This window comes from Pantoea sp. X-Soil-TKNS-1280, from assembly GCF_059730475.1.
Map to the genome: position 1 here is coordinate 210,883 of NZ_AP035964.1, position 17,151 is coordinate 228,033.

12 protein-coding genes are annotated in these 17,151 nt (G+C 49.0%); 7 read left to right on the forward strand and 5 right to left on the reverse strand.

Annotated features, from left to right (window positions below):
• The first annotated feature begins 44 nt into the window (after positions 1-44).
• A complete protein-coding gene (locus tag AC6I8X_RS24230; RefSeq protein ID WP_497841676.1) occupies positions 45-887 on the forward strand; it encodes an HAD family hydrolase in 843 nt (280 codons plus the stop codon).
• A 328-nt stretch (positions 888-1,215) separates the two neighbouring features.
• Positions 1,216-2,517, forward strand: coding sequence for an MFS transporter (locus tag AC6I8X_RS24235; RefSeq protein WP_497841677.1), 1,302 nt, complete (start codon positions 1,216-1,218; stop codon positions 2,515-2,517).
• A 53-nt stretch (positions 2,518-2,570) separates the two neighbouring features.
• Here the strand turns inward: AC6I8X_RS24235 and AC6I8X_RS24240 are convergent, their stop codons facing one another.
• The 4 genes from AC6I8X_RS24240 to AC6I8X_RS24255 form a co-directional block, all read right to left on the reverse strand.
• Positions 2,571-3,881, reverse strand: coding sequence for a c-type cytochrome (locus tag AC6I8X_RS24240; RefSeq protein WP_497841678.1), 1,311 nt, complete (start codon positions 3,879-3,881; stop codon positions 2,571-2,573).
• Between the two features lie 10 nt (positions 3,882-3,891).
• Entirely contained in the window at positions 3,892-5,664 is a 1,773-nt protein-coding gene (locus tag AC6I8X_RS24245) for a GMC family oxidoreductase (protein WP_497841430.1), read from the reverse strand.
• Positions 5,665-5,681: 17 nt separating this feature from the next.
• The gene (locus tag AC6I8X_RS24250) at positions 5,682-6,419 is read right to left on the reverse strand and encodes a gluconate 2-dehydrogenase subunit 3 family protein (RefSeq protein WP_497841431.1); all 738 of its coding nucleotides are present in this window, start codon (positions 6,417-6,419) and stop codon (positions 5,682-5,684) included.
• A gap of 189 nt (positions 6,420-6,608) precedes the next feature.
• The gene (locus AC6I8X_RS24255; RefSeq protein ID WP_497841432.1) at positions 6,609-7,631 is read right to left on the reverse strand and encodes a LacI family DNA-binding transcriptional regulator; all 1,023 of its coding nucleotides are present in this window, start codon (positions 7,629-7,631) and stop codon (positions 6,609-6,611) included.
• Positions 7,632-8,296: 665 nt separating this feature from the next.
• On the opposite strand from AC6I8X_RS24255, the gene AC6I8X_RS24260 reads away from it, so the two are divergent.
• The 5 genes from AC6I8X_RS24260 (at position 8,297) to AC6I8X_RS24280 (ending at position 15,871) form a co-directional block, all read left to right on the forward strand.
• Entirely contained in the window at positions 8,297-10,696 is a 2,400-nt protein-coding gene (locus AC6I8X_RS24260) for a membrane-bound PQQ-dependent dehydrogenase, glucose/quinate/shikimate family (protein ID WP_497841433.1), read from the forward strand.
• A 274-nt stretch (positions 10,697-10,970) separates the two neighbouring features.
• A complete protein-coding gene (locus AC6I8X_RS24265; protein WP_497841434.1) occupies positions 10,971-12,455 on the forward strand; it encodes an MFS transporter in 1,485 nt (494 codons plus the stop codon).
• A gap of 26 nt (positions 12,456-12,481) precedes the next feature.
• Positions 12,482-13,591 (forward strand): oxidoreductase, encoded by a 1,110-nt coding sequence (locus AC6I8X_RS24270; RefSeq protein WP_497841435.1) that lies wholly within the window; start codon positions 12,482-12,484, stop codon positions 13,589-13,591.
• Between the two features lie 510 nt (positions 13,592-14,101).
• Entirely contained in the window at positions 14,102-15,451 is a 1,350-nt protein-coding gene (locus AC6I8X_RS24275; RefSeq protein WP_497841436.1) for an MFS transporter, read from the forward strand.
• 93 nt (positions 15,452-15,544) lie between these two features.
• Positions 15,545-15,871: a hypothetical protein gene (locus tag AC6I8X_RS24280; RefSeq protein ID WP_497841437.1), complete on the forward strand. Its 327-nt coding sequence runs from the start codon at positions 15,545-15,547 to the stop codon at positions 15,869-15,871.
• Between the two features lie 265 nt (positions 15,872-16,136).
• On the opposite strand, the gene AC6I8X_RS24285 is transcribed toward AC6I8X_RS24280, so the two are convergent.
• Positions 16,137-17,054, reverse strand: a complete 918-nt coding sequence (locus AC6I8X_RS24285) for a LysR substrate-binding domain-containing protein (protein ID WP_497841438.1) — start codon at positions 17,052-17,054, stop codon at positions 16,137-16,139.
• Between the last annotated feature and the right edge of the window lie 97 nt (positions 17,055-17,151).

Genomic DNA, 17,151 nt, shown 5'->3' on the forward strand with positions numbered 1-17,151 from the left:
ATATGGCGCATGTGGATACCGCGGTTGTCAGCCAGAGGAATAAGATGAAAAAAACGCTCTATGTCAGCGATCTTGACGGGACTCTCCTGAACAGTGGCGGGGTATTGTCGGACTATTCCCGACATGCCATAGAAGGATTCTTTGACAAAGGCGTGTTTTTCACCTGTGCAACGGGCAGAACGCTGAGTTCAGTCAATATGCTGCTGGAAGGCGTAAAGTTCTCCTGCCCGGCGATACTCAGTGATGGGCTGTTTATTTTCGATATGATTGCGGACAAGCCGGTGAAAACCCTGCGTCTGCACGATGATTTAATCCGGGCTGTCGAGCGTGAACTGGAACGATGCGGCCAGGAAGGATTTCTCTACTGCCTGAAGGGCACTGAATATGGACTGTTCTATAAGACAGCCAGTGATGACCTGAGCCAGCACTTTATCGAGAGTAAGCGCCCCTTTTTGGGGGAGAAAATCTTCAAAACGGCGTCATTTAGTGAACTGCCGGAAGAGTATGCCCCGCTCTATTTTGTCATTTACCATGACTACCACACCCTGTCATTACTGCAGAACACTATCACCGGGGAAGAGGGCGCGCATTGCCTTCTCAACCGTGATGTCTACAGCGCGCAACCGGATATTTATTTTATGAATATCCTGTCTGACCAGACGTCAAAAAGCTCAGCCATCGATTTCCTGCGAGATTATCTGGGGGCTAACGAAGTGGTGGCGTTTGGCGATAACTTTAACGATCTGCCGATGCTGATGAATGCCGATCGCTGCTACGTTCCTGAGAACGGCATTGAAGAAGCAAAAGCTATCGCTACCGAGGTGATTCCTTCATGCGATGCGGATGCTGTGGTCAGGTTCATCGAAAAAGACCTTCTGAATCGGTAGCCCACTCATTCCCTGCGAAAGGCTGATAAGTCTTTAGTGAAAACGCAATGTCGCAGGAAAATATCCGTCAGTACTCACAGGCGGGTATTTTATCTTTTCCGTATGACTCATTGCCCCTTTAAATCGTCAAGTCTGGCTGCTGTGTAATGTTACAAAGACGTGTTACCAAAATTAAGTTACAGGACAGGATGTAAAAACCTGGTTGAGACATTGATCACAATTCTTGTGATGGCGCTTCAGGTAGGGTTACGGGTAACAGATTGGGTGGTTTTTTTAAAATTATTCCGTTTGTCTTCCAATAGTAACTTTCATATCCAGGGGCGAACCGATGAAAGAGATGCATAAGAACAATATTGCATTACCTGCCAAACGCTGGTGGTATTTAATGCCAGTTATATTTATCACTTATAGCCTGGCTTATCTGGATCGGGCTAATTATGGATTTGCTGCTGCATCAGGAATAGAAAAAGATCTGGGGATATCTCATGCAACGTCGTCGCTGATTGGCGCATTGTTCTTTTTAGGCTATTTCTTTTTTCAGGTGCCGGGCGCAATTTACGCCGTTCATCGCAGTGTACGGAAACTTATTTTCGTCAGCTTAATTTTGTGGGGTTTTTGTGCCACCGCCACCGGGTTTGTGACCAACATCCCCATGCTGATGATTATCCGCTTCATATTGGGCGTTGTCGAAGCGGCAGTGATGCCGGCAATGCTAATTTATATCAGTAACTGGTTCACAAAAACCGAACGTTCCAGAGCGAATACTTTCCTCGTGTTAGGCAATCCGGTGACCGTGTTATGGATGTCAATCGCATCGGGCTATCTGATTGATGCCTTCGGCTGGCGGGAGATGTTCATGATTGAAGGGGCTCCTGCGGTACTGTGGGCATTTGCCTGGTGGTTTTTAGTCAGAGATAAGCCATCACAGGTGACCTGGCTGAATCCTGAAGAAAAACGCGTGTTACAAAACCAGCTCGATGAAGAACAAAAGAATATTAAGCCGATGCGCAATTATGGCGAGGCTTTGCGTTCGAAAAAAGTGGTGATGCTCTGTTTCGTTCATGCACTGTGGAGTGTCGGAGTTTATGGTTTTATGATGTGGATGCCTTCTATCCTAAAAATGGCCGCCACCATTGATATTGTCTCCGTAGGCTGGCTTACCGCGGTGCCATACTTTGCTGCGATTGTCACTATGCTGCTGGTTTCCTGGTTATCGGATAAATTTCAAAACCGGAAAGTATTTATCTGGCCATTATTAATGGTTGCTTCGATAACCTTCTTTGGCTCCTGGCTGATTGGTTCACAGCATTTTTGGCTGTCTTATGGCTTACTGGTTTTAGCCGCAGCCTGTATGTACGCACCCTATGGACCTTTCTTTGCTTTTATTCCGGAAATTCTGCCAAAGAATGTGGCGGGTGTTTCAATGGGGCTGATTAATTGCTGTGGTGCATTAGGGGCATTTCTCGGTGCATGGTTAGTCGGTTATTTAAATGGTTTAACCAACTCGCCCGGTGCATCCTATACTTTTATGGCAGTTTCGCTGCTGATGTCGGTTATCGTGATGTTTTATGTTAATTCATCCGGCGATAATGAAGCCGATGCCGGAAAAGTTAAGCTGATGCTGGAATAACAAGACATTTAATTAAGCCCCGGGGGAAATCTGCCGGGGCTTAGATTTATCAATTACTGTATTTTGCTACCCAGCCACGGCTGCGCCTGGGTTGATGAACGTGCTTTTGCCACATCCTCTGTAGAGACCTGTCCAGCCGAATTACCCCAACTGTTACGAATGTAAGTCATCACATCCGCGATGTTACTGTCAGACAGTTTCCTGGCAAAACCCGGCATACCCGCTGCCGTTGGGTTCGCATGGGTAAATGGCCCCTGGCTGCCATTCAGTGCCACATTAATCAGGCTTAATGGGTCAGGGGAATTCACCTGCGGGTTACCTGCCAGCGCAGGGATCATGTTACGGATGCCACTCCCATTAGAGACATGGCAGGCGCTGCACTGAGACTCAAAGACTTTCTTGCCTGTAATCATGGCGGTATTGTCAGCTGAAAGAGGCTGGGGCACAGGTTTTCCGGATGCAGGCAGAGACTTCAGATAAAGTGCGATTGCCTGAAGATCGTCATCTGTCATGTACTGCGTCGAGTTTTCGATGGCTTCCGTCATCGGACCGGATGACGCAGTCATCTTATTGGTGCCCGAGCGCAGATAAGACACGATATCGCTTTCACTCCATTTGCCGAGACCGGTATGGGGATCAGGCGTCAGGTTTGGTGCGTACCATCCCTGCAACGCTCCCCCCTGCAGATAAGCGGAGGTATCACCACCCAGCATATTTTTTGCCGTATGACAGGACGAGCAGTGTCCAGGACCATCAACCAGATAAGCACCACGGTTCACCTGGTCACTGACATTAACCTGTGGCTCAAATACCTTGTCTTTGAAAAATAACAGATTCCATCCTGCCAGCGTCCAGCGCTGGTTGAACGGGAACGGGAGCTGGTTCTCCACAACCTGGTTTTTGACTGGCGGAATGGTACGGATGTAAGCCCACAAATCGGCTAAATCCTGATCGGTTAATTTAGCGTAAGCATTGTAGGGCATTGCCGCATACAGGTATCCGTGAGAGCCGACACCGTGGCGCACTGCACGATCGAATTGCTCCTGCGACCAGCCGCCGATGCCGGTATCCGGATCGGAAGTGATATTGGAAGAAAGGATCGCGCCAAAGGGGGTGTTAAGTTTGTAACCCCCGGCGAACGGCTGCCCCCCTTCTGCGGTATGGCAGGCCGTACAATCTGACAGCCTTGCAACATACTCCCCGCGCTGGATTTGTTCGTTCAGTTGATCATGATTATCAGCAACCAGCACCTGTTGCGGGTAGCTTTTATGCAGTCCGACTTGCACTAACGCGGTATAACCTATCGCGCCGAGCACTGCGACCGTGACCATTCCATAGGCGACACGTCGAATGTTTTTACCCATGATATTCTCCTTATCGCACCAGTGATCCCGGATTTTTGAGATAGTCATTGACGATGGCGTGAGCGGTCCACAACGTCAGTGCGCTGAGGGTAATGGTGGGGTTATATCCGCCGTTATTGGGATAAGAAGAAGCACCCAGCACAAACAGGTTGTGCGCGTCCCAATGTTGCTGATAGCGGTTAAGCACCGAGGTCGCTGGGTCCAGTCCCATCACCGCGCCGCCAATGGTGTGCGAGCTGTCATAGGCGCGGAAGGGAGAGTTGTGTTTATCGGGGAAGGCTTCCGTCTCCCAGGATGTGGCACCGGATACACGGCATATATCTTCGATGCGATCGCGGATAAAGCGTGCCATGAGTCGATCATTCTGGTTGTAGTCGAATGTCAGTCGCAGTAACGGCTGGCCATTTTCATCTGTGTAGTTTGGATCGAGCGAAAGGTAAGAATCGCGGTGCGAGTATGACGTCCCCTGACCCTGGATCTTGGCGTAATTTTGGTAGCTTTTCTGGAACGTTTTCTTCCAGGCTGCACCCCACATTTTACTGCCAGGGGGCAGGCGGTCAGTCATTCCCAGCGGCGTACCCTGGTCGGACAGCGCCTGGATCCCTGCGCCACCGAGGAAACCTAATCCGGAGTGATCGAAGTTATCGCCGTTGAAATCATCAATCTGCGTTGACAAGGCCCCGGTAGAAATGAACGGGTTCATATGTTCATTTTCATAATAGAGATAGCCCATCGACATGGTCTGATAGTTATAGGCACGGCCTAACGTACCTTCACCGGTCGCATGGTTGTAGGCTTTGCCGATTTTGGACAGCAACAGCAAACGCACGTTATCCAGTTGATAAGCCGACAGGCAGACGATATCCGCAGGCTGGAAACCGGTATTCCCATCCGAATCGCGGAAAGTCACCCCCGTAACGGTTTTCCCGTCTGCGGCTTTATCGATATAAAGCGCGGTGCATTCGGTCAACAGCGTGAAATTAGTTCGGTCCATCAGCGCCGGGACAACGCAGATATTAGGTGATGATTTGGACCAGTTACCGCAGCCGTAGAAACCGCAGTAGCCGCAATAGGTACAGGGGGCGAGATTCACACCCAGCGGATTGGTATAGGCAGCACCAATGGTCCCGGCAGGAATCGGGAACGGGTGGTAGCCCATCTTCTCAGTGATCTGGTGAAACTTATCATTCCAGTGGGAGCGGATCAGCGGCGGAGTAGGGTATTCGCTGGTGCGGCTGCCTTCAAACGGGTTACCGCCGGGTTGTGTCACGCCGCCGATGACGCCCGCTTTGCCTGAAATACCGGCGATTTTTTCAACACGATCATAAAAAGGCTCAAGCTCGGCATAACTGATGCCCCAGTCCTGGACGATCAGGCCGTCAGCCAGCTTCATATTATGGTAACGGTCGCGCAGGCGGGTCGCCATTTCGAAATCTGAAGGGTTGAAACGCCAGGCATTCGCCGCCCAGTGTTTGCCGGCCCCGCCGACACTGAACCCCATCTGGAAGGCATTCCAGTCACGAGCGGGAAGGGCTTTTTGGCTGCTGTCATTACGAAAAGTCAGCGTTTCTACCCGTGGTGGTTTTAAAATCTCGCGTCGCACGCCATAACGTAGCTCGTCGGCGGCAATCGCAGGAGAGAAGTTAGTTTGTGTTTGTTCCCATGGGCCACGTTCAATTGCGACGACATTTAATCCTGCGCGGGTCAGTTCTTCAGCCATAAGCGAACCGGCCCATCCGAGGCCGATAATAACGGCATCAGCCTTAGGTCTGGTGTAATTCATAATTTGCCTTGTTGGGGTTACGCTTTTAGAAGTTCAATAATGCTGATTGGTTCGATATTCAGCTTCTGTCCTTTTAACGGCGCATAATCACGATAGTCGTAACGTGCACCAGGGAAACCAATCATTTTCCAGCCGACCATATTGCGGTTGCCGCCATAAATTGGATCAGCGAGAAATCCTTCCATCACATTCGACAGAAACTGTCCAAATAAGACCTCTGAAGAAAAGGTTGGATATTTGAATTCACCCGATTCCATTTTTTCCAGGTAACTATCCTGGGCGTCATGAGACAAAGCAGTAAAGGATTTGCCAAAAAGCGACAGGCAATGGTTATCCAGTTCCAGTAAGCCTTTGCGGTATATTTCCGCAGGTGTGTAGGGGGTCTGGGTACCTTGAGATGCGGTGCCATTTTCGAACGGACCCTGATTATAACGCCAGCTCGCCTTACCATAATCTCCGGCGAGTTGATTATCGATGAAGACCACACAACCCGCTTCGGAGGCGGCGGGGCTGAGTTCATCGGCGGGTATCAGGCGGTCAAAGATTGCTGTGACCAGGTTGTATTCGCGTTCATTCAGATATAATCGCTTTGTTGGGTCTGCGGGTACCGGCAAGGCCGTTTCTTTAGCGCGCCACAGTTTCCCACCTTGCAATACATTATTATTTTCAGCTGCACCTGCTGGCTTAAATACAGATGCAGCGGTTCCTGTTCCTGCCAGAACTAAACCTGCTTTAATAAAACTTCTGCGTTCCATACGATGCTCCAGGCAAAAAGAGTCACCGACTACATGAACACGCTCACTGATAAAATATTCAGAAGAATGTATCTAATAGACAGTGTTATTTGATTTTGAATTGAGTATTTCGAGTATGACGGCGATAGATTGTCGGGTAATGGTCTCCTGTTATTTTCGCCATTATATAAATAATGGCGAAAGCATGATTTATTTTCTAAGATGCGAGCGGCGCAGGCATAATTCTCCTTTCTGCCACTCCCCTCCTTCATCAATCCGATCATCCAGTAACCGATTGATGGCTTCGGTGGTCTGGAGGTCGGCTCGCTGATTCCAGCTGGTTAATTCCCAGGTAGTGGTGTGAGATTCATCAATATCATCAAATCCCACCACGCCAATATGCAGATCCGGACTGAAATCCCGTATAGCCTGGATGGCACCGAAAGCCAATACATCGTTTTCGCAAAACAATGCATCGATACATTGATCTGCTGGCGTTTCATGCAGATATGCCATCATGCATTGATAAGCAAGATCGCGGTCGTAATGCCCGGTCACCAGTACAATCTCTAATGACTGACCTTGCGAAGCCAGACAAGCTTCATACCCCTCCATTCTTAACAGATGATTTGAAGCGGTATCAGGCCCTTTCATATAGCCATAACGCTGGTAATTCTCACTGATAAGCACTTGTCCCAGCGCCTGGCCCGCTTTGAATCCATCATTGTTAACCACTTCAACGTCAGCACTATCGGTGTTTCGGAACACATGGATAGCCCGAATATGGTGAAGCGATTCGGCCACCACCAGCAACTCATCACTGACAATGGTGGCCAGATAAATGATGCCATCGACCTGTAGCTGACCGGCCATTTGCAGTACCGATTGATAATTTTCCGGAGACTCAATATTCAACAGCAGCGTCATATAACCACGTTCGTTGAGTTGCTGAGTCACCTCTTTCAGCATGCGCAACGTATGCGGATTGCTGAACTCATCGGCTACTACGCCAATAATCTTTGTGCTGCGCTGCTTTAAGCCGCGTGCCAGCAGGTTTGGCCGGAACCCCAGCTGGTTCGCCGCTGTTAGCACGGCCTCTCTGGACTCAGGGGAAATGGAGGCATTTTCTTTGAAAGCCCGCAGTACCGTCCATTTCGAAACACCAGCCAGCCTGGCAACGTCATCTGCCGTCGGTTGCTGAAATTTTCTATCACCGTTTTTCGCTCTACTCATACTCAATACACTGTGTCCGGACGCGTCATGGCACACAGCATAAAGTATCCGCTCCATGCGCCCAAATGCTTAGAGGGAGTGTTTCAGCGATTTACTCATCCCACACAGTCTGTGCGTGAAGTAATGTTGCGATTATGTTTTTCTTTGCTACCGTTGGCAACACCATTTGCCAACGGTAGCAAAAGGGTGAAAATTTGACGTGAATCACGTGATGGAAAAAAGATGAATATAATCAGTTGGTTAAAAATGTGGCGCGGTGGTGTTAATTATTGATTTTGCAATTGTTAAAAATTGTAACGCAGATGAAAAGGCCTGACATGGCCCTCTATTTGGCCTGTGCGCCATCTTGTGCACCTTTGCTGCGCATACGATGACCAGCGTGCTGCTGTTCCATTCCCCCCCCACCAGACAAATAGCCTCTCGCCCCATGTCTCCTGACCTGAAGTTTTAATAAATCATTATATTTCATGTTGTTATGTTTGATGCGAGGTGTTTTTAAGCCTTGACAGTTGTTATTAACCATACATAGATTATACAGGTATAGTGTAAAATGTAACATCTTTCCTTAAGTTGCATTACACACCCGTAACCCTGACATCGCGGTCTGCTCAGGATCTGCACATCGTCAGCTGTTTCTAATCACAAACAACTCATCGGACATATCCATGGATGAAACACATAAAGTACATGTCAGACCGTCGCGACTTAGGGCGGTGTGTTTACTGGTATTCGGTCTTTTGTTGGTTTTGGCAGGTGCAGTACTGGCAACGCTGGGCTTCAGGCTGACACGCCTGTCTGGCAGCCCGTATTATTTCGTCATGGGATTGATCTGGTTGATAACCGGACTGCTGACGGTGTTCAGAAGGCCAGCCGGACTTTATCTTTACGCTTTGAGCTTCGTTGCCACCCTGGTTTGGGCGTTATGGGAATCCGGTCTGAACGGTTGGGCATTGGTTCCACGTCTCGATTTAGCGCTGTTATTCCTGGTGATTGCCGTGGCGCTGATGCCTGGCCGCAAGGCTGATGGCACACGCGGCTACCGCCGCTATGGCATCGGTCTTATTGTGGTGACTATTGTCGGATTGGTGGTGGCTATTCCGCTGGCGCAAAAGCCCTATGCTGTCGCAGCGGCCACCACGCCGGTAGGCACTTATTTTGACAACGCGACTCAGCCAGCTGCCCAGGACTGGCCAACTTACGGCGGCGGGCATGGTGCGCAGCGTTTCTCTACCCTGGAGCAAATCACCCCGGCGAACGTCAGCCAGCTACAGCGTGTCTGGGTTTATCATACCGGGGAGGCGCATACGCCGAACTTTGGCAATGAACTGACACCGATCAAAATAGGTGATGTGGTTTATGGCTGTACTATTCGTCATAAAGTCTTTGCGATTGACGCAGCAACCGGCAAACAGAAATGGATGTTTGATCCACAGACGCCAGCCGAATTTTCGCCACCAAACTCAGCATGTCGCGGTGTTGCTTACTACGACAATCCGCAGGCAGCACCGAATCAGGCTTGTGCACAGCGTATTATCGTCGGCACCCTGGATGCCAAACTGGCTGCTGTTGATGCGCGTACCGGTGAAATTTGCCAGGACTTTGGCAATCATGGCTTTGTCGATCTGATGCAGGGGTTAGGCAAATGGCCAGCCGGTATTGTTTCTGTGACTGCGGCTCCGACGGTGGTGCGCGGGGTGGTGGTTACAGGTCAGCAGGTGATGGATGGTCAGCTCCGTCATGCGCCTTCGGGCGTGGTTCGTGGTTATGATGCGGTAACGGGCCAGCTGCGCTTTGCCTGGGATATGGAACAACCTGATATCACGACCACGCCTCCTGACGGTAAAACCTACACGCCAGGCACGCCCAACATGTGGTCCACCGCCGTTGCCGATGAGAAGCTGGGGCTGGTTTATTTACCGATGGCCAACTCGGCAGGTGACTACTACAGTTCGACGCGTACCCCTGAAGAACGTAAATATAGCTCTTCAATCACCGCGCTGGATGTCACCACAGGCAAACCCCGCTGGGTCTATCAGTTTGTGCGTAATGATGTGTGGGATTATGACACGCCAGCACAACCCAGCCTGGTTGATTTCCCGACCGAAAAAGGCCTGGTTCCTGCGTTGATAGAAACCACTAAACAGGGGGACCTGTGGGTGCTGGATCGCCGCACCGGTCAACCGCTGCATAAAGTGGAAGAGCAACCGGCACCGCAGGGTGGGGTGGAACCGGCGGATCGAGCGAAAACCCAGCCACGTTCGCTCTATAGCCATACCCAGAAACCCGATCTGACTGAAAAAATGATGTGGGGTGTTTCACCCATCGATCAGCTGGTCTGCCGTATTCAGTATCGTGAAGCGAATTATCAGGGGATCTACACACCACCCAGTGCGGATAAACCCTGGATTGAATACCCCGGTAACAACGGTGGTTCGGATTGGGGCAGCATTTCTGTCGATGTGCATAACGGCGTTATCATTTCTAACTATAACGACCTGCCGAGCTATTCGAAGCTGGTTACACGCGCTGCGGATGATGCGATGGGCGTGTTTTGGATGGGTGACCCGCGCTACAAAAAACCACCACCGGGACGTAACCGTCCGCAGGCGGGTCTGCCTTATGGTCAGGATGTGAACACCGGCTGGGTATCCAATATTGGTGTGATTTGTAAGCAACCGCCGTTTGGCATGATCAAAGCCATTGACCTGGCAACCGGTAAAACGCTATGGGATCGTCCGCTTGGCACCGCCGAACGTAATGGCCCATGGGGACTGCATTCCATGCTGCCGTTGCAAATCGGTCTGCCGAATAATGGTGGTGTCCTCACCACACAAAGCGGCCTGGCGTTTGTGGGCGCGACCACGGATGACTATCTGCGCGCGATCGACGTGAAAACCGGTGAAACCCTGTGGAAGGATGAACTGCCTGCCGGAGGACAAGCCACGCCGATGACCTATGAGGTCAATGGTCAGCAATTCCTTATCATCATGGCGGGAGGCCATCACGGCATGATGACCCCGGAAGGTGATGAGGTTATTGCTTACGCACTGCCGAAAAAAGCCTAACTCAGCAGGCGGCATTTATGCCGCCTTAATTGATACCTATCCTCTCTATCTTTGCATCCATTCAGCGCAATTTTTCCCAAAAAAACATCAGTGCCATGCCCCCGGCAGAGGGGGGTGACAAATTGAGCTAATGTTAAATTTTGGTTATATATCTGTCATATAACGATATTTCATAACTAATCACGGCAAAAAGGTTGCCAGAGCTGAATGAATGTGGAAATCTGTCCGTCTGGACATCCAAACATCTAGATGATGACAACGATAAATAGTAAACATGACGCAACTAACTTTAACTAATGAAATCGAGCAGACTGAATCACCAGGCTCAGCTGTTCACACCATCCGCAGCGCTTCCGATGTCAGCCAGTTAGTCAACAATTCCACCCAGGCGCGGAGCAATGCACGCATCATTGTTGCCATTGCGCTCGGCGGTATTTTCCTGGATGCCTACGATCTCGGTGCGCTGGCCTTCGGGGTAAAAGACATCACGCGTGAATTCGGTCTTGGCCCTAAAGGCATTGGTCTGGTGGTCTCCGCGATCACCATGGGTGCCATTGTCGGCGCGCTGATCGGCGGTTATCTGACGGATAAAATTGGCCGTTATCGTGTCTTTATGGCGGATATGTTTTTCTTTGTCTTTGCCGCTATTTTGGGCGCTTTGGCACCGAACGCCGAAGTGCTCGGCATCAGCCGTTTTATTATGGGGCTGGGTATCGGCATTGACCTCCCGGTGGCGATGGCATTTCTGGCTGAGTTTTCCAGGCTAAAAGGGCGTGGCAACAAGGCCGCCAGTATCGCGATGTGGTGTCCGACCTGGTACGCAGCCATCTCAGTTTCTTACCTGTTGGTGCTGGGCTTCTTTTACTGGCTGCCGGAAAGTCAGACTGCATCCCTGTGGCGCTACATTGTCGGATTTGGGGCGGTACCTGCGCTGGTGATTCTGACGATTCGTAAGCGTTATATGACGGAATCTCCGGTATGGGCTGCCAATCAGGGTGATCTGGAGCAGGCGGCGCAAATCCTGCGCGTGTCCTACAACATTCCGGCCGTGGCCGCTCCACAGACGGAAGTGGCCGGCTCATCAACCGCTATCAAACACAAAGCAAGCTGGAAGAATTACGGTTTACTGTTACGGGGCCACTACCTGCGACGGACCATCCTGACCAGTGTGATGTCCTTCGTTTCTCCCTTTGCTTACGGTGCCATTGCCTTTGGGTTACCGATCATCGTTTCCACGTTGTTCCAGCAGTCGATGCTGACCACCATTTTAGTATCGCTGGCACTCAATCTGTTTTTCGCCTTTACCGGGGGACTGGCCGCTGTGAGGCTGGTGCCGCGTTTTGGTGCGCGGGCGATGAGTATTGCAGGATACGCATGTCAGTTAGTGGCCCTGCTGGGACTGGCGCTGGCGGGACGACCTGATGATGAACTGCAGGCAGCCCTGTGCTGTGCTTATCTGGCGCTGTTTCTGCTGGGGCAGGGGTTTGGACCGGGTGCACAAACCATGGTGTATGCCTCACTGAGCTATCCTGCATCAATAAGGGGTGTTGGGGTGGGGCTGAATCAGACCATCACCCGTTTCGCTACCACTATCGCGCTGTTTTTATTCCCGCTGCTGACCGCAAGTCTGGACACCGGCCTGTTCTGGGTGATTGCCCTGTCGCCGGTGTTGGGCCTGCTGGCACTGTTTGCAATTCGCTGGGAACCTGCTGGCTATGACATTGATGCTGAAGATTATGCCGATGTTGTGCAGCGTTAATACGATAATCATCCAGGAAAGAAAAAATGTCTTTTACTGAAATTCAGGTAGTACCAGGACCAGCTAATTATTACTGCTTTCCGGGCGCGATCCGTGAATTAAACAACTTCTATAGCGAATCTGACTTACAACATGCGATGTGGTTGTATGGTGAACAAGCGTTACAGGCCGCTCAGGCCTGGTTGCCAGAGGCGTTTGCTGTTGAATCCGCCGGTAAAGCTTGTATCCGTGAGCACTGTAATGACCCGCTGATTCGCCGTCTGGCTGAGCAGGCCGGACCACGCTGTAAAGTGATCATTGGTGTCGGTGGGGGCACGGTGATGGACAGCGCGAAAGCGCTGGCAGCCCGCATGCAATTACCGGTGGTGCTGATTCCTACTATTGCAGCAACCTGTGCAGCCTGGACACCGCTTTCCGTCTGGTATAACCCCCAGGGGGAGAATATCGGCTATGAGATCTTCAAACAGGCGAACCATCTGGTTTTAGTCGAGCCAGAGATCATTCTGCAAGCTCCGGCACCTTATCTGCTGGCCGGGATCGCCGATACGTTAGCCAAGTGGTATGAGGCCAGCGTTTTGGTGGGTAATTTCCAGGCGTCTGAGGTGCCTTATCTCGCGCGCACCGCACTCAATATGGCGCACGGGCTTAAGGAATTGCTGCTGAGTGACAGTGTAACGGTACTGGCCGATCTGCATAATGGATCATTAACCGAACGATTCATTGCTGTGGTAGATGCGATCATTGCCGGTGGCGGATTAATTGGCGGGTTGGGCGAACGTTTTACCCGCGTGGCGGCAGCCCATTCGGTACACAATGGTATGACGGTACTGCCGCAGACGCATAGCATTCTGCACGGTATCAAAGTAGCGTACGGGATTCTGGTTCAGGTCGCACTGATGAAGGACGAGCAGGAACTGCAAATGCTGCTGGGCTTCTATCGTCAGTTGAAATTGCCAACCAGCCTGCACGAGCTGGGCATCGATATCTCAGACAAAGTTCAGATTGATGCGATGATTGCGCATACCCTGCGTCCGAAAGAGACCATTCACCTGATGCCGGTTAAAGTCACTGCCGAAGTGTTGTTCGAAGCTATGGAAACCGTTGAGCAGGCGGCTGAGACAGTCAGCGCAGAATAAATCAAAAATTAGCCGGTAGTTATTATGCTACCGGCCTTCAAACGTCTTCCCTTCTAAACATAATTACCTTAATTAAATTATTATCGATATATTTTCTTCTTGTCTTCGGGTGTAATTATTAATATTCTGATCGGGTGCCGCAGTTCACCCAATATCCATAACAATCTGGCAGCAAATCACAAACAACCCGCCTGCTGTAGTAGATAACCCTCCGTAAACCCATCTCAGACATTAATTTAATTTTGTGATCTACTTCAAATAAATTCTTCAAATAACATAAAAACAGAGAAAATAAATCACTTTGTTATGCAAATGCACATTGTCTTGTTCTCCCTGGAATCCTATCGTATTCATATCAAAAGATATCATTATTAAGTCAGGCCATTCTGCCAGATGAAATAGAAGGGTATTTATCCGGAGTACAAATAATAAATTAAATCAGATTGTGCGAGATCTGAGCCATTCATTATTTGCATTTTTGATCTTCTAACAAGTTTAAGGTGGTGTCACATGGCTCAATTAAATGAAATTGATGACATTTCGCATGACAGGAAAACCAATGTCAGATGGCATGTCGTTATTATTTTATTTATCATAACAGCAGTGAGTGTGGGGGATCGCTCAACGCTGGCAATTGCAGGTAAAGATATGACATCTGCTCTGGGTATCAACCCCGGTCAGATGGGATGGATATTCTCAGCGTTTGCATGGGCATACTGTCTGGCACAGATCCCCGGAGGCTGGTTACTTGACCGTTTTGGTTCGAAAAAGATTTACCTGGCTGGTTTGTGCCTGTGGTCAGTTTTTACTTTGTTGCAAGGCTGTGTGGAAATTTTCCATGGTCTCGGTGCCGTTGTTTGCTTCACCATTCTTCTCTTCCTTGTCGGTTTGTGTGAAGCACCGGTGATGCCGGGCAATAGCCGTTTTGTTGCTGCCTGGTTCCCATCTAAAGAACGAGCTACTGCCGCAGCAGTCTTTAATTCTGCGCAATATTTCGCGACTGCTATCTTCGCTCCGATAATGGGATGGTTGACACTCAATTATGGTTGGCAATCGATTTTTATCTTTATGGGCGTGTTGGGTATTGTGATTACGTTTACTGCGGCAAGAGTGATACATAATCCGCTGGACCACCCACGAGTTAATCGCGAAGAAATTGATTATATCCGTCAGGGTGGGGCATTGGTGGATATGGATCAAAGCAAAACCCAGAAAAAAAGCGGAATTGATTTAAGCGCATTAAAACAATTAATGACTAACCGCATGCTGCTGGGCATTTATCTTGGTCAATATTGCATTAATGTTCTGACTTTCTTTTTTATTACATGGTTTCCGCTCTATCTGGCGATGGAGAAAGGGCTGAATATCAAAACAGTCGGATTTATTGCTGCCATCCCGGCGATTTGCGGTTTCCTGGGTGGGCTGATGGGAGGCATTATTTCGGACCGTATTCTGCGCATAACAAAGTCACTCTCTGTTGCACGCAAGACACCCATTGTACTCGGCATGTTGCTGTCAATGGTGATGGTGTTCTGTAACTATGTCGACTCGATTTATCTGGTTGTTTTGTTTATGTCTTTAGCGTTTCTGGGTAAAGGCATTGGCGCATTGGGATGGGCAGTGATGTCCGATACCGCACCAAAAGAGATGGCCGGTGTTGCCGGTGGCATTTTCAACTTGTGTGGTAACTTCGCTGGGATTGTTTCCCCGGTGGTTATTGGTTACATCGTCAAAGCAACAGGCCACTTTGAATGGGCGCTGGTATTCGTCGCCATTCATGCGCTGATCGCCATTTTCAGCTTTGTGGTGATTGTCGGTCCGATCAAACGGCTCGAACTTAAAAGTGCAGTAATACGATAACTGTCTCGACCACTTCAGGCAGCGGGTGCCGGCTGCCTGAAGCGAACATCTGAAAGGCCGAACAGTCTCTTTTTTAAAGAAAATGAAAAGATTATGCGAGATCATTTTCTGATGGCGAAATTAGGAATAATCTTAACTTTCGCTTTCTTTGGATTTGTTCTCATGCTTTACATTGATGCAGTTGGCGGTAGTAAGTATCTGATCAAAATGGATTCAATCCTGTATGTTAAAGGCGAGGGTCACAAAACCTACGTCTACATCAACTACATGAAAGAACCCATTGTCAGTTCAACATCTTTTGACGAACTCGTCGCACAGATTGCTGTGAAGCAAAATGTTGTCTATTCAATGCCTCACCATGAAAAAACCGCAGGAAAATACGAAGAGCCAATACAACTTGTTCACAGCCATCGAAATTGAGTTTCAGGTGTGATGGTGAGTTCAGGGTGACATCTGAATTTAGCGCATGTCTATCCACATGGATAATGTCACCCTGATTGCCCGGTTCTGAATGTCACTTTCTGCTGGTAAATATAAGTGATGGCTTTATTATCTGTACATCAGCATTTTCGGCTTAATTTTCTGTGGATTCAATATTAATTCAAGCTTATGATTTTAAAGATAAAATTAATTACATCATGTCACAATATAAAAGCGACATGCATTGATTCTATGCAAACGACGGTCAGGGCTGAGGTTTTGGATTGCCCGCCGAATAGTGACTAAAGAAGTTCGTCAATAGTTTTTGCACCGGATTGATTTGATCATGCATCCAGACGAATATCAGCTGGGTCCAGGCATCGGCATCATTGAGAGGGCGAAAAACAACGCTACCAATATTATAGGGAACAATATTTTCAGGAACGAGACTGACAGCAGACCACGCATTAACCAGCCCTAAACTATTATTCACCGCAGAAACTCGCCATTCTATTTTCGGCTTAAAGCCTGCCTGATGAGACAGTTGTATCAGTGAACCGCTAATTCCCTGAATATCCGGTTCCTGATAACTCACAAAGGATTCGTTTTCTAAATCCTTCATGGATAAAGATTGATGACAGGCCAGAGGATGGTTAGGTGACATCGCCACACAAAGTTTTTGCGCTGAAAATGTACAATTCAGCGTGCCTTCAGGCAGTAAAGGATATGGCCCACGAATGATCGCCAGATCAACTTTTTGATTACGGAGCAATGTCAGTTGTTCCGGCATTGGCAGCTCAATCAGCTGTATTTCGATAGAAGGGTACTGGTTGCGAAAGTCTTTCAGAAGAGCAAGAAATTGCGCATCTAACAGGGCGGTTCCCACATGACTAATAGTGACTTTACCCATTTCTCCTGTTGCGGCTTTCTTTGCCTGTTCGATGGCGAGAATATGACGTTCAAGTAATTCAATGACGCTCTGATGGTAATGTTTACCAGCTACAGAGAGGCGTATACCTCTTCCTGCGGGTTGAAACAGGCGAAATCCTACTTCCAGCTCTAATGCTCTGATTTGCTGGCTGAGCGCAGATTGCGCGATCCCTAGCTTCTCAGCTGCCTTACCATAATGTTCAATCTCGGCAAGACAAGTAAAGTATTCTAATCTTTTTAATGTATCAGCCATCTTTGTCTCATAAGCATTTGCTTATCAAATTAACATTTTTGTTATCTGGATCACATTTTATTATCAAATCATAATATTACCCACATTAAATATGAGG

What these genes read in the sequence shown, in the direction of transcription:
- AC6I8X_RS24230 (WP_497841676.1), top strand. Translation starts at nt 45, where the DNA reads ATGAAAAAAACGCTCTATGTCAGCGATCTTGACGGGACTCTCCTGAAC.
- AC6I8X_RS24235 (WP_497841677.1), top strand. Translation starts at nt 1,216, where the DNA reads ATGAAAGAGATGCATAAGAACAATATTGCATTACCTGCCAAACGCTGG.
- AC6I8X_RS24240 (WP_497841678.1), bottom strand. Translation starts at nt 3,881, where the DNA reads ATGGGTAAAAACATTCGACGTGTCGCCTATGGAATGGTCACGGTCGCA.
- AC6I8X_RS24245 (WP_497841430.1), bottom strand. Translation starts at nt 5,664, where the DNA reads ATGAATTACACCAGACCTAAGGCTGATGCCGTTATTATCGGCCTCGGA.
- AC6I8X_RS24250 (WP_497841431.1), bottom strand. Translation starts at nt 6,419, where the DNA reads ATGGAACGCAGAAGTTTTATTAAAGCAGGTTTAGTTCTGGCAGGAACA.
- AC6I8X_RS24255 (WP_497841432.1), bottom strand. Translation starts at nt 7,631, where the DNA reads ATGAGTAGAGCGAAAAACGGTGATAGAAAATTTCAGCAACCGACGGCA.
- AC6I8X_RS24260 (WP_497841433.1), top strand. Translation starts at nt 8,297, where the DNA reads ATGGATGAAACACATAAAGTACATGTCAGACCGTCGCGACTTAGGGCG.
- AC6I8X_RS24265 (WP_497841434.1), top strand. Translation starts at nt 10,971, where the DNA reads ATGACGCAACTAACTTTAACTAATGAAATCGAGCAGACTGAATCACCA.
- AC6I8X_RS24270 (WP_497841435.1), top strand. Translation starts at nt 12,482, where the DNA reads ATGTCTTTTACTGAAATTCAGGTAGTACCAGGACCAGCTAATTATTAC.
- AC6I8X_RS24275 (WP_497841436.1), top strand. Translation starts at nt 14,102, where the DNA reads ATGGCTCAATTAAATGAAATTGATGACATTTCGCATGACAGGAAAACC.
- AC6I8X_RS24280 (WP_497841437.1), top strand. Translation starts at nt 15,545, where the DNA reads ATGCGAGATCATTTTCTGATGGCGAAATTAGGAATAATCTTAACTTTC.
- AC6I8X_RS24285 (WP_497841438.1), bottom strand. Translation starts at nt 17,054, where the DNA reads ATGGCTGATACATTAAAAAGATTAGAATACTTTACTTGTCTTGCCGAG.